The sequence below is a fragment of the Amycolatopsis rubida genome (assembly GCF_900115345.1).
In the GTDB taxonomy this organism is placed as follows: domain Bacteria; phylum Actinomycetota; class Actinomycetes; order Mycobacteriales; family Pseudonocardiaceae; genus Amycolatopsis; species Amycolatopsis rubida.
The window spans coordinates 66,074-78,824 of the sequence record NZ_FOWC01000012.1; the positions used below are offsets into that span (position 1 = coordinate 66,074).

Annotated in this window: 11 protein-coding genes; 7 read left to right on the forward strand and 4 right to left on the reverse strand. The window is 71.2% G+C overall.

Going from position 1 to position 12,751, the window contains the following annotated elements; translation table 11 throughout:
* The first annotated feature begins 110 nt into the window (after positions 1-110).
* The 3 genes from BM362_RS34225 to def all read left to right on the forward strand — a co-directional run bounded on the left by BM362_RS34225 (position 111) and on the right by def (position 6,697).
* Positions 111-1,298, forward strand: coding sequence for a hypothetical protein (locus BM362_RS34225; RefSeq protein ID WP_067577759.1), 1,188 nt, complete (start codon positions 111-113; stop codon positions 1,296-1,298).
* A 79-nt stretch (positions 1,299-1,377) separates the two neighbouring features.
* Positions 1,378-6,039 carry an ATP-dependent helicase gene (locus tag BM362_RS34230; protein ID WP_093575991.1) on the forward strand — a complete coding sequence of 1,554 codons (4,662 nt, stop codon included), beginning with the start codon at positions 1,378-1,380 and terminating at the stop codon, positions 6,037-6,039.
* A gap of 157 nt (positions 6,040-6,196) precedes the next feature.
* The gene (gene def / locus BM362_RS34235) at positions 6,197-6,697 is read left to right on the forward strand and encodes a peptide deformylase (RefSeq protein ID WP_067577763.1); all 501 of its coding nucleotides are present in this window, start codon (positions 6,197-6,199) and stop codon (positions 6,695-6,697) included.
* On the opposite strand, the gene BM362_RS34240 is transcribed toward def, so the two are convergent.
* Entirely contained in the window at positions 6,630-7,400 is a 771-nt protein-coding gene (locus BM362_RS34240) for a GNAT family N-acetyltransferase (RefSeq protein ID WP_232791526.1), read from the reverse strand. The genes def and BM362_RS34240 overlap by 68 nt on opposite strands.
* 495 nt (positions 7,401-7,895) lie before the next feature.
* Between BM362_RS34240 and BM362_RS34245 the strand changes: the two genes are divergently transcribed.
* Complete coding sequence (locus BM362_RS34245) at positions 7,896-8,324, forward strand: hypothetical protein (RefSeq protein WP_093575993.1); 429 nt, start codon at positions 7,896-7,898, stop codon at positions 8,322-8,324.
* A 170-nt stretch (positions 8,325-8,494) separates the two neighbouring features.
* On the opposite strand, the gene BM362_RS34250 is transcribed toward BM362_RS34245, so the two are convergent.
* The 3 genes from BM362_RS34250 to BM362_RS49505 all read right to left on the reverse strand — a co-directional run bounded on the left by BM362_RS34250 (position 8,495) and on the right by BM362_RS49505 (position 10,704).
* Positions 8,495-9,253: a VOC family protein gene (locus tag BM362_RS34250; protein ID WP_244287375.1), complete on the reverse strand. Its 759-nt coding sequence runs from the start codon at positions 9,251-9,253 to the stop codon at positions 8,495-8,497.
* Between the two features lie 145 nt (positions 9,254-9,398).
* Positions 9,399-10,163, reverse strand: a complete 765-nt coding sequence (locus BM362_RS34255; RefSeq protein WP_067577770.1) for a maleylpyruvate isomerase family mycothiol-dependent enzyme — start codon at positions 10,161-10,163, stop codon at positions 9,399-9,401.
* Complete coding sequence (locus BM362_RS49505; RefSeq protein WP_067577771.1) at positions 10,153-10,704, reverse strand: SAV_6107 family HEPN domain-containing protein; 552 nt, start codon at positions 10,702-10,704, stop codon at positions 10,153-10,155. The genes BM362_RS34255 and BM362_RS49505 overlap by 11 nt, the downstream gene beginning before the upstream one ends.
* A 43-nt stretch (positions 10,705-10,747) precedes the next feature.
* Here BM362_RS49505 and BM362_RS49510 point away from each other — a divergent pair, with 43 nt between their 5' ends.
* The 3 genes from BM362_RS49510 (at position 10,748) to BM362_RS34275 (ending at position 12,719) form a co-directional block, all read left to right on the forward strand.
* Positions 10,748-11,008, forward strand: a complete 261-nt coding sequence (locus tag BM362_RS49510; protein WP_093575995.1) for a hypothetical protein — start codon at positions 10,748-10,750, stop codon at positions 11,006-11,008.
* Positions 11,009-11,622: 614 nt separating this feature from the next.
* Positions 11,623-12,147, forward strand: coding sequence for a YbaK/EbsC family protein (locus BM362_RS34270; RefSeq protein ID WP_093575996.1), 525 nt, complete (start codon positions 11,623-11,625; stop codon positions 12,145-12,147).
* Entirely contained in the window at positions 12,144-12,719 is a 576-nt protein-coding gene (locus BM362_RS34275) for a GNAT family N-acetyltransferase (RefSeq protein ID WP_067577775.1), read from the forward strand. The genes BM362_RS34270 and BM362_RS34275 overlap by 4 nt, the downstream gene beginning before the upstream one ends.
* Positions 12,720-12,751: the final 32 nt, after the last annotated feature.

Here is a 12,751-nt window from a genome sequence, read left to right on the forward strand (position 1 = left end):
CGGAGATGCTGCCACGTGCCCGGTCACCGTGCGTGCGGACCCGCGAAACTCGCGACGCGCGCAACCCCGGGAAACAACGGAACGTCTCGTCTTCCGAGGACGGGGAGGCAATGACAGAGCTAGCGGACAAGACCAGCCGGGAACAGTTCGAGCAGGCGGCGGCGGACAGTCCGGTGCGCAGATGGAGCCGCTCCGGCTACGTGCGCGCGGCAGTGCTGTACCTCGTGGTGCGAGTGGCCGGCCTCGGCGCGCTCGCGGCCATGGCCGCACCCCGGGACCTGCCGCTCGGCGAACGGCTGAAGTCCTGGGACGGCTGGTGGTACCTCCAGATCGCGGAGCACGGCTACACCGGCGTGAGCAATCCGCTCGACGCCGCCGGGCTGCCGTATCCCGACGCGTCGTACGGCTACTTCCCGTTGTATCCGGCACTGACCGGGCTGCTCGAGAAGCTGCCCGGGGTGACGTACTTCGGGGCGGGTCTCCTGCTGTCGACGCTCGCCGGAATCGCGGCGGCGACGGCGATGTACCGGATCGGCCGGCTCGTCCACAGCCAGCGGGCGGGGTTGCTGCTCGCGGTGCTGTGGGGCGCCGCGCCGATGGCGATCGCCGAGAGCATGGTGATGACCGAGGCGCTCTTCACCGCGCTCGCCGCGTGGGCGCTGGTCGGCGTTCTCGAACGCAGGTGGTATCTCGCCGCGACCGCGACGCTGTTCGCCGGGCTCACCCGGTCCACCGCGTGCGTGCTGGTCGCCGTCGTGGTGATCGCAGCGGCCATCGATGTGTGGCGGAACAGACAGCGGCGGAACGCACTCGTGTGCGTCTTCGTCGCGCCGCTCGGTCTGCTCGGGTACTGGATGTTCGTCGCGGTGCAGACCGGCAGTGTGACCGGCTGGCAGGACGTCGAGCTTCGCGGCTGGAACACGCGTTTCGACGCCGGGGCCGAAGCCTGGCAGTGGATCACGCAGACGCTTTTCACCTCGGGCAACGCGTGGGAAACGCTCGTCGTGCTGGTGATGGTCGCGGCGATCGCGCTCGCGGTTATCTGCGTCACCGGCCGCCGGATGCCGTGGCCGCTGGCCGCGTACGCGGTGGGCGTCCTGGTGCTGGTCCTGTGCAGTGCCGGGCTGCCTGCCCTGAAGTCGAGGTTCGTCCTCCCCGGCTTCGCGCTCCTGCTGCCCGTCGCGATGGGGCTGGCCGGTCGCAAGAAGTCCACGATGATCGCCGCGGCGACCGTGTTCGTGCTGGCCGGGGCCTGGTATTCGGCCTATTCGCTGACCGTGTGGAAGTACGCGATCTAAGCCGATCGCCTCACCCACACGAGGGGATCCGGCACGGAGTCCGCCGCCAAGGCCCCGGAAATTGTCGGGGGTGCCGCGCATGATGGATCCCGTGGCAAACGACGTCCTCGACCTCTTCTCCCCGGCGACCAGCACCTGGTTCGCCGGAGCCTTCGCCGCCCCGACGGCCGCGCAGGAAGGGGCCTGGCGGGCCGCACACGCCGGGCAGCACGCCCTGGTCGTGGCGCCCACCGGGTCCGGCAAGACGCTGTCCGCGTTCCTGTGGGCGCTGGACCGGCTGGCGGCGGAACCGCCGCCGGCGAACCCGCGCGAGCGGTGCCGGATCCTGTACGTCTCCCCGCTGAAGGCGCTGGCGGTCGACGTGCAGCGCAACCTGCGCGCGCCGCTGGCGGGCATCTCCCAGGCCGCGCACCGGCTGGGCCTGCCCGCGCCGGAGATCGAGGTCGGCATGCGCACCGGCGACACCACGGCGGCGGAGCGCCGGTCGTTCGGGAAAACCCCGCCGGACGTGCTGGTCACCACGCCGGAGTCGCTGTTTCTCATCCTCACGTCCTCGGCGCGGGAATCGCTGAAGGGCGTCGAGACGGTCATCGTCGACGAGGTGCACGCCGTCGCGGGCGGCAAACGCGGCGCGCACCTGGCGTTGTCGCTGGAACGGCTTGACGCGCTGCTGCCCAAACCGGCCCAGCGCATCGGGCTGTCGGCCACCGTGCGCCCGGTCGACGAGGTGAGCGCGTTCCTCGCCGGCGGCCGTCCGGTCACCGTCGTGCAGCCGAAGCTGGCGAAGACGATCCAGGTGCGGGTGGAGGTGCCCGTCGAGGACATGGCGAACCTCGACGGCCCGGCGCCCTCGCCGATGGAGCGGCTCGACGACCTCACGTCGCTGTCGCGGCTGCCGTCGGAGGGCGGGATCGGCACCCAGGAAGAGGTGGCCGGCGCGGCGGTGCGGCGGCCGTCGATCTGGCCCGCGGTCGAGGAACGGGTGCTGGAGCTGATCCGTGCGCACCGCTCCACCATCGTGTTCGGCAACTCGCGGCGGCTCACCGAACGGCTCACCGCGCGGCTCAACGAACTCGCGTCCGAGCAGACCGGTCTGTCTCGGAGCGACATCTTCCCGGCCGAGGCGGTCGGGCAGTCCGGCGTCACGACGGGTGCGGAGCCGGTGATCGCGCGGGCGCACCACGGGTCGATGTCCCGCGAGCAGCGCACCCATGTCGAGGAGGAGCTGAAGTCCGGGCGGCTGCCGTGCGTGGTGGCCACGTCGTCGCTCGAACTCGGCATCGACATGGGCGCGGTGGATCTGGTCGTGCAGATCGAGGCTCCGCCGACGGTGGCGTCCGGGCTGCAGCGCGTCGGCCGGGCCGGGCACCAGGTCGGCGCGGTGTCCTCCGGTGTGATGTTCCCGAAGTTCCGCGGCGATCTGGTGTCGTGCGCGGTGGTCGCGGAACGGATGGCGACCGGGGCGATCGAGGCGGTGCGGTACCCGCGCAACCCGCTCGACGTGCTGGCCCAGCACGTCGTCGCGATGGTGGCGCTCGAACCGTGGACGGTGCCGGAGCTGGCCGCGCTCGTCCGGCGGGCGGCTCCGTTCAGCTCGCTCCCGGACGACGCGCTGCACGCGGTGCTCGACATGCTCGCCGGCCGCTACCCGAGCGAGGAGTTCGGCGAGCTGCGGGCGCGGATCACGTGGGACCGGGTCGGCGGCGAACTGCGCGGACGACCGGGTTCGCAGCGGCTGGCCGTCACGTCCGGCGGCACCATCCCCGATCGCGGGCTGTTCACCGTGATGACGCCGGGCGACGAGGGCAAACCCGGCTCGCGCGTGGGCGAGTTCGACGAGGAGATGGTGTACGAATCGCGGGTCGGCGACACGATCCTGCTCGGCACCTCGTCGTGGCGGATCACCGACATCACCCATGACCGGGTGATCGTCGTGCCCGCCCCGGGCCAGCCCGCCCGGATGCCGTTCTGGAAGGGCGACGCCGCCGGACGGCCGCTGGAACTGGGGCGGGCGCTCGGCGCGTTCGTCCGCGAACTGTCCACTTCGGACACCGCGACGGCGCGGGACCGGGCCGCCGCGGCCGGGCTCGACCAGCGCGCCTGCGACAACCTGCTGGCATATCTGGAAGAACAGAAGTCGGCGACCCGGCACGTGCCCAACGACCGCGTCGTCCTGCTCGAACGCTACCGCGACGAACTGGGCGACTGGCGGATCGTGCTGCACTCGCCGTTCGGCGCGCAGGTGAACGCTCCGTGGGCGCTCGCGATCGCCGCGCGGCTGCGGGAAAACCGCGGCGTCGACGCCCAGGTGGCGCACTCCGACGACGGCATCGTGCTGCGGCTGCCCGACGCACTCGATGCCGACGGCGGCGAGGTCGCCGTCACCGCCGACGACGTCCTGCTGGATCCGGAGGAGGTCGAACAGCTGATCGTGGCGGAGGTCGGCGGCTCGGCGGTCTTCGCGGCGCGGTTCCGGGAGTGCGCGGCACGCTCGCTGCTGCTGCCGCGCCGGGATCCGCGGCGGCGCACCCCGTTGTGGCAGCAACGGCAACGGGCGTCGCAACTGTTGTCGGTGGCGGCGAAGTACGAGCGGTTCCCGGTCGTGCTGGAGGCCATGCGCGAGGTTCTGCAGGACGTCTACGACGTCGGCGGCCTGCGGGAGCTGATGTCGGACGTCCGGGCGCGCAAGGTGCGGCTGGTCGAGGTGGAGACGCCTGCCGCGTCGCCGTTCGCCCGAAGCCTGTTGTTCGGTTACGTCGGGATGTTCCTGTACGAGACGGACGCTCCGCTGGCCGAGCGGCGAGCGGCGGCGCTGTCGCTGGACTCCGCGCTGCTGGCCGAATTGCTGGGCACGGAAGCGATTCGCGAGCTGCTCGATCCGGAGGCCGTGGCCGAGGTCGAACGGTCGCTGCAGCGGCTCGATCCAGATCGGCACGCCCGGTCCGCGGAGGACGCGGCCGACCTGCTGCGGTTCCTCGGCGATCTGTCCGTCACGGAAGCCGCGGAACGCGGGATTCAACCGGAATGGCTGGAAGAACTCGCCTCGGCACGGCGTGCGATCCAGGTGCGCATCGGCGGCGAGGAGCGGTATCTGGCCATCGAGGATGCCGGACGGGTACGGGACGCGCTGGGCGTCGCGCTTCCGGTCGGCGTGCCCGAGGCGTTCACCGAGCCGGTTGCGGATCCGCTGGGCGACCTGCTCGGCCGCTACGCGCGGACCCGCGGTCCGTTCTCCGCGACCGCCGCGGCGGATCGGTTCGGGCTGGGTTCAGCGGTCGTCACCGGCGTACTCGACCGGCTCACCGGGGAAGGCAGGCTGGTCCGCGGCGAGCTGAGTCCGGTCGGGCATCCGGAAACCCATGGCGTGGGCGTCGAATACTGCGACTCGGCCGTGCTGCGGCGGTTGCGGCGCGCGTCGCTCGCCCGGCTGCGGGCAGAGGTCGAGCCCGTGGAACCGGCGGCGCTGGGCCGGTTCTTGCCTTCGTGGCACGGGATCGGCGCACGACTGCGGTCCGCGCCGACGGCCGACGACGTGCTGTCGGTGGTCGAACAGCTTGCCGGTGCGCCGTTGCCGGCGAGCGCGGTGGAGTCGCTGATCCTGCCGAGCCGATTGCCGGGCTACTCCCCCGCGCTGCTCGACGAACTCACCACCGCGGGCGAGGTCACGTGGGCAGGCTGCGGTTCCCTCTCCGGCGGGGACGGATGGCTGGCGCTCGCTCCGTCCGACGTCGCGGATCTGCTGCTGCCCGAGGTCGAGGAGAATCCGCCGGCGAGTCCGCTGCACGACGCGATCGTGACGGCGCTGGAAGGCGGAGCGTTGTTCTTCCGCCAGCTCGTCGACCGGGTCACGCCGGTGCTGGAGCAACCGCCGGACGACGGTGCCGTGGTGGCCGCGCTGTGGGATCTGGTGTGGGCCGGGCTGGTCACCGGCGACACGCTCGCGCCGCTGCGGGCACAGGTCGCGGGACACGGCGCACACAAACCGCGGCGGCAAGCGCCACGCGGCCGATACGCCCGCATGCGCGCCGGCCGTCCGGCGATGCCGTCGCGCACCGGGCCGCCGACCGCAGCCGGTCGTTGGGCGCTGACCCCGCCTCGCGAAGCCGACCCGACACGACGCGCGCATGCCCGCACCGAGGCATTCCTGGAACGGCACGGCGTCCTCACCCGAGGCGCACTCGACACCGAACGGGTCACCGGCGGGTTTTCCGGGATCTACAAGGTGTTGCGCGGCATGGAAGACACTGGACAGGTCATCCGCGGCTATGTCGTCGAAGGTCTCGGTGCCGCACAGTTCGCTGCGAAGGGCGCAGTCGACCGGCTGCGTGCCCTCTCCAGCACCGCGCCCGCATCAGCGGCCCGAAAAGACAACGCGCGTGCCGTAGTGCTCGCCGCCGCGGATCCAGCACAGCCGTACGGCGCGGCTCTGTCCTGGCCTGCCGCGACAGGCGACACGAAACACCGCCCGGCGCGCAAAGCCGGAGCACTGGCGGTGCTGGTCGACGGAATCCCAGCCCTGTACGTCGAACGCGGCGGCCGCTCATTGCTGAGCTTCACCGAGGAACGCAGTTCGCTGCAAGCCGCCGCGGCCGCGTTGTCGACCGCTGTCCGAGAAGGCTGGCTGGGCCAGTTGGCCGTTCAGCGCGCGGACGGAGAGCACGCGCTGACCTCTGAACTGGCCGAGATCCTGCAAGAAGCCGGCTTCCGCGCGACTCCGAAGGGACTCCGGTTGAGAGCTTGACGCTGCCGGGGCGGCGGCTCGGCCGAGTCACGAACGCGAGCGCGTCCGGTCGGCTCCGCCGGGCGGCAAGCGGGGTGCTCGGTGGACCCGCGTCGGGGAAGCAGGTGATGTCACTAGACTTCTCGTGGCCCCTCGGTGGACAAAAGGACGTTCGATCATGGCGATGCGCGAGTTGCGCTACTTCGGTGACCCGGTGCTCAAGTCCGTGTGCGACCCGGTGACCACGTTCGACAGCAAGATCGAGGCGCTGGTGAAGGACCTCCTCGACAGCGTGCGGCCGGAGGGCCGGGCGGGGCTCGCCGCGCCGCAGATCGGGGTCGGGCTGCGGGTGTTCAGCTACGACGTCGGCGGGCTGACCGGGTACGTCATCAACCCGGAGATCGCCCACCTCTCCGAGGAAACGCACGAAATCGGCGAGGGCTGCCTGTCCGTGCCGGAACTGTGGTTCCCGACGGTCCGCGCGAAGCACGCCGTGGTGCGCGGCGTCGACCTGCGCAACGAGCCGATCGAGGTCGAGGGCGTCGACGTGCTGGCCCAGTGTCTCCAGCACGAAACCGACCACCTCGACGGCAAGCTCTACCTCGACCGGCTCACTCCCGACCGGAAGAAGCAGGCGCTGCGCGAGGCGCGGGGCAAAGACTGGTTCTGGAACCGCTGACCGTCCGCGGCGTCCGGGCGGCGACGAGCCGAAGCACCGTGGCGTCGTCCGGGCTGGTTTCGACCTGCAGTCCGGCGCGAACAGCAGTCCGGACCATGGCGCTGTTGCCCGGAAGGCAGACCGCGGTCAGTTCCGTGGTCCCGCCAGCCTCGGCGAGGGCAGCCAGCCGAGCGAGCAACGCCGTGCCGATTCCCTGGCGCTGCCAGGCATCCTCGACGAGAAGCGATACCTCGGCCGTGCCGTCGCGCTGGGAAATCAACTGCCCGAACCCGATCACGTCCCGGCCGCACACCGCGAGCAGACTGGTTCCGCGCGGTGGCATGAGCAAGCGGTGCAGCCATTTCCGGGGAACCGTGCGCAACCCAGTGTGGTAGCGGTTGAACAACGTCTTCGCCGAACAGCGAAGGTGCACCGCGCTGATCGCGTCCATGTCCCGCGGAGTACCGAGCCGCAGAACGACCGCCGTCCCGTCCGGACGGTCGAGTACTGCCGGACCGGCCAGGTTCTGCTCCGCCGCGGCGAGCAGTTCCAGGAAGGCCGAGGCCTGGGCGAGCTCGGGTTCAGCGAATGCCACCCATCGCCGCCGGGCGACGAACGCCTGCCCTTCCCCAAAGGGGAAAACCGCCCGGTGCCCGCCTTCGGTGCGCCCTGGGTTGGCCTCGCTTGCCGGGACGAGCGTCACGAGGTCAGCGGACAGCACCATCCGCACCATCGGAGCCCGGCAATCCGGATCAACAATCGCCCGCCGAGCGGCGACGAGCGCTGTCGCGGCCGAGTCGCGAAGTCCGCCGACGGTGGTTTCGGCAACCGCCTCTCGCGCGACGGCATCGGCAGGTGCTGCCGAGACCGCCCTAGCATCGGCTTTGGCGACCGTCTTTCCCTCGGCGATGGAGGAAGTTGCTGCCAGAGCGGACAATTCCCGAATGTCAGCGCCGATGCACAACTCACCCGCGACAGGAAGCGCAGCGGTCGCCGGAACCCGGCGTTCTCCGGCACGAAGTCCAGGAGCAGCCTTCCGGCCGGAGGTTGTCGCTGCTGAAGGAGCACGGAGTTCGTGCTCGGGAGCCGCAGCGGACATCTCCCCGCTGGTGGGGGACGCAGGTGCGGCCGGAGCATCACGTTGCCCGGCATCAGCTCCGGAAGTTGCCTCCCGATCAACGACCGCCGGAGCATCGGGTAGCCGCGAAAAGGGCTCGCCGTGGGTGACCGGGGCAGGGAGTTTCCTGATATCAGCGGTTGTCGGCCGGTCAGGGGCGGAAGTTTCCGTGACTGGGGTCAGCAGTTCCCGGGCGGCGGCCTCGGCGATCGGCTCCTCGATGGCGAGCGTGGCGACAGCTGGCACGCGGACGTCCGGGATGGCGGTTTCGGTCATCCCCAGGCAATCGCCGCCTTCGTCGCGAAGGGCGTCAATCAGGAGGTGCTGGGGCAACCCGGCTGCTGGGCGCAGTACGAATTCGTCCAGGACACCGCCGGGAGCGGGGTGTCTGGTCAGGCCGAGGATGCTGCATTCGAGGTCGGCCAGCCGGATGGCGAAGCGGGCCAGGGTGCCGGGGTGGTCGTCGGAGCGGACGCGTACTCGCCAGGCTCGGGCCGGTGGGAGGTTCTCGTGGGGGTGACGTGGGGTTGACAGGTGCGCCTGCTCGTCGGAAATGGCGTTCGCGAGGAGGCTGCGGGGTGTGGTGGGCATGTCCATGGACGTACCGTCGCCGACGTACGTAACCGGGGGCGTCCTGTGGTGTTTCGGGTGTGTCAGAGGGTGGCCGGAAATGTGTGATCTGCGGGAAACAGTGGCGCGGGTCAGCGTGGGAACAGGAGACGGAATTCGTTGTCTTCCGGGTCGGTGAAGTCGGCCTGAAAGGCGTTCGGCTGAGTGGCGCCGATCAGGCGGGCACCGGCGGCTTGGATGCGGGCGGTTTCGGCGGGGTGGTCGCCGTACAGGTCGAGGCGGAGGCGGTTTTCGCCGTGTTTCGGGGTGTTCACGCGCAGGAATTCGAGGGTGGGGCCGCGGCCGGTGGGGTTGCGCAGGGTGGTGATGGCGGGTTCGTCCGCGGTGATCGGCCATGCGGTGAGCGGGGACCAGAAGCGGGCCAGGCGCGCTGGGGCCTGTGCGTCGACGACGATCGCTGCTACGGCACCGGAATTGGCATATTCCTCGCGGGGTTCGAGCACGCAGAACTCGTTGTCTTCGGGGTCGGCCAGAACGATCCATGGCACGTTGTGCTGACCGATGTCGATCGGGCGTGCGCCTAAGGAAACGGCTCGGGCGACTGTTTCGCGCTGGTTCTCGCCGGAGGTGCTCGACAGGTCCAGGTGGAGCCGGTTTTTGGTGATCTTCGGGCGAGCGGTCGCGGCGAAGGCCAGGGTGAGGTCGCAGCCGTCGGCGGGCGGGGGCTGGACGGTGGCCTCGTCTGGGGATTCCGTGGCGAATTGCCAGCCTAGGAGGTCGGACCAGAAGCGGGCCAGGCGCGCTGGTTGTCCGGCGGCGGTGACCAGGTTGGCCAGACGTGGTGCCATGTCGCCACGGTAGCGGGCGGGACCGACAAAACGGCGGGTCACAGTAGCGCCGCGAGCTGCGGGATAGGGGGGCAAAAACTGTGCCGGCAAGCGCGGGGGTATCGCGCTTGCCGGCACAGCCGGATCGCCACGGCGGTCTGGAAACAGCGTAGAACCGGGAAGCTTCCCCGCTTTCGGTTCTCGAACGCTATCTAGTCGCCAGTCGCAGCAGGGCCCAGGTTTGGGCGGACAGCTCGTGGTCTCCGTCGGTGTGGACCATCGTCACCGGGACTCTTCCCCAGAGCCAGAGGTACACGTTCGCGGGCGAGCCGGTGACGATCGCGTCCGCGGCGTCGGCTTCTCGGGGAGAGCAGCGCCAGGCCTCGGTCTCGCCGGGGCCCGCTCTCGCGATCCAGCTGTGGCCGCCGGTGTGGAAACCCACTGTGCCGTTTCGGGTTCCCGAGATGCCCATGGTGGTGAGCTTGTGTCCGAAGTAGAGGGTGAGAGCCTCGTCGACGCCGTCGGCGGCCAGGTCGTCGGGCACTGTCGAATCGCCGAATCCGGCCGCGTTTTCGGCGTCCACTCGGTGCACGAGGGTTTCGTGGAGCATGCGACGGCGCCAGAAACCGTGGGTCGGATCGGCGGACCACCAGGTGGCGGCGCGGGTGGCCGGGTCGTGGTCGGCCAATGCGACTTCGAGTTCGGTGCGGGCCGCGGCGTAGAAGTCGACCACTGGCTGGCCGGGAAGGGGCTCGCGCCACGGTTCGGGGCGGCGGCCTTCGCGGATCCAGCCGAGCACCTGCCAGTACACGGAGCCGACGTGTTTGAGCAGCTCGTTCAATGTCCAGCCGGGGGCGGTGGGCACCGGCGAATCGGGTGACGCCGAGTGCGCCACCTCCCCCAGCGATCGCGCCTCCGCGGAGAACGCTGCGAGCAGCCGGCCGTGGTCGACCGTGCCGAGTTCACGCGACATGAGCTTCCCCGGTCATCGGCAGGCCGTGCACGACTCGGCGGACCAGTTCGAGGAACTGAGCGGTCGCCTGCAGCAGGCCCGCGGCCAGTTCGGCGGTGACGCGACCGCTGATGCCCGCTTCGGCGGCGGCCCGGGTTTCCGAGTGGTCGGCGAAGAACGCTGACCACTCGCGCAGTTCGGGAGCGACGGCGTCGAGCAGCACCCAGCCGCTGGCCGGACGACCCCGGCCCCGGCGCGGACGGCCTCGGACGGCGAGCACCGCGCCGGCGCCGCGCAGGGCGGCGAGGTAGGCGCCGATGAAGCGTTCGGCTGGGTCGCGTTCGTTTTCCGCGTGGTCGAGTCCGCGGTTGGCCTGGGCGAGGAGGGTGACCGCCTCGGGAGGGGCCGGCGGGCGCAGGGACAGCGGAAGTTGCGGCTGGCCCTTGGCGCCGGAGCGGCGGGCGGGCGGTTCGGCGGAGGGCCGGACCGCGGCTCGGGTGCGGTGGACGACCTGCCTCGGGGGCGGGGCGCTGGGCAGGGGGCCTGCGGGGACGCGGTGCACGGCTGGCCTGGGGGCTGGGGTGCGTTCGGGCTGGGGTGCCGGGGTGGCCGCCGCGGTGGAGGTGTTTTCCGACGTGAAGGGCAGCGCGGGGTTGGTCACCGGAGTGGCGGGCTGGGCGGGATTGACTGCCGAAGCGGCGGGCTGGGCGGGCCGGGCCGCCGAGGTAGCGGGCTGGGCGGGCCGGGTCGCCGAAGCGGCGGGCTGGGCGGGCCGGGTCGCCAAAGTAGCGGGCTGGGCGGGCCGAGCCGCCGAAGTAGCGGGCTGGGCGGGCCGAGCCGCCAAAGCGGCGGGCAGCGCGGGCTGAGCCGCCGAAGTGGAGAACGCCGACTCGGACGACGAACCGAGGCCGGCTTCCACATCAGCAAGCTGAGCAGAGCCAGCCGCCGTTGAGTTGCTTTCCAGCGCAAGCGACAGTCCTTGGCCAGTTTCCGAAGCACCGGACCGGGCAGAGTCAGCCGCCGAAGCAGCATCGTTCTTCGGCTCGGGCCACAGGTCGAGGCCGGGCTGGGCAGCCCCAGTCACCGGGGCGGCAGAGACAGCTCCCGAACCTGACGATTGAGCGGCACTGCCCTCGGAAACGCCAGCAGCACCCTCCGCGGAAGCGGCAGCCGGCCGTTCCACCGGCGCGCCGAACGTCAGCTGTTCGCCCACCGCGCCAGGTCGGTGTGCCTCGGCGGCACGGTCCGCGGGGGACACGACCGAGACGGACATGGCGACCCTCCTCCTGCTCGGGTGGGCCCGGCCGGGGCCCGAGGTGCTTCCCCCACCCCGGGACCGGCCGGTGCGCTCCCACCGGGTATCGAACGTCTGTTCGATCTGTTTCCAGAGTAGCCGCGCCGGCGAGTCCGCTCAACCCCGCCGGCGGAATCCGGGCACGTGGTGCGGGACACGGCTGCACTGGCGTGGTCTCATAACCGGGTGAGCACCCACGACCATCCCGCTGTCGCCAAGGTCACCGCCGCGCTGGGCGAGGCCGGGCTGTACGCCGCCGCTGAGGGAGTGCGGGTGCTGCCCGCTGAAGCGCGCACTGCCGCGCAGGCCGCGGAGGCGCTCGGCGTGCCGGTCGGCGCTATCGCGAACAGCCTGGTTTTCCGGGCCCGCACGGCTGACGGGGCCGACGTCGCGCTGCTCGCCCTTACCTCGGGAGCGCATCGGGCCGAGGAGTTCCGGCTGGCGGAACTCGCCGGGGTCGCGGAAGTCAGCAAGGCGGACGCGACGTTCGTCCGGGAGCACACGGGGCAGCCGATCGGGGGCGTCGCGCCGGTCGGGCATCCGGAGAAGCTCGTGACGCTCGTGGACACGGCGTTGCGCGGGCACTCCGAGGTGTGGGCCGCGGCGGGGCATCCGAAGTCCGTCTTCCCGACGACGTTCGACGCGCTCGTCACGCTCACTGGGGGCACCCCTGGCGATCTCGCGGGCGAAGGGGAGGATGGTCGACTGTGACCGCGATGTCCTCCTCCGGGTGCTCCCGGTACGTGCAGCTCTCCGCCGACGAGTTCCGGTCCCGGCTGCCGGAAGCGCTGGCGATCTACGTGAACGCCATGCGCTACCCCGAGGGCACGGCCGAGCAGCGCGCGCCGATGTGGCTTACGCACGCGTTGCGCGAGGGCTGGCGCTGCATGGCCGCCCTCGACGACAACGGCGTCCTGCTCGGCATCGCGTACGGCTACAAGGGCCGCGCCGGGCAGTGGTGGCACGAGCAGGTCCGGCACGGCCTCACCCGCCACTCCGGGACGGAGGAAGCCGAGCGCTGGCTGGCGGACTACTTCGAGCTCACCGAGATCCACGTGCGCCCGGAGAACCAGGGCAAGCAGATCGGCGAGGACCTGCTGCGCCGCCTGCTCGACGGCGTGCCCAGCGCGAACGTCCTGCTCTCCACTCCGGAGGGCACCAGCCGGGCATGGAAGCTGTACCGGCGCATGGGGTTCGTCGACGTTCTGCGCGACTACCAGTTCACCGGCGATCCGCGGCCGTTCGCGATTCTGGGGCGGGCGCTGCCGCTCGAAGCGCGGTAGGACCGCCTGACCCGGCCCCCGGAAGGCCCGCG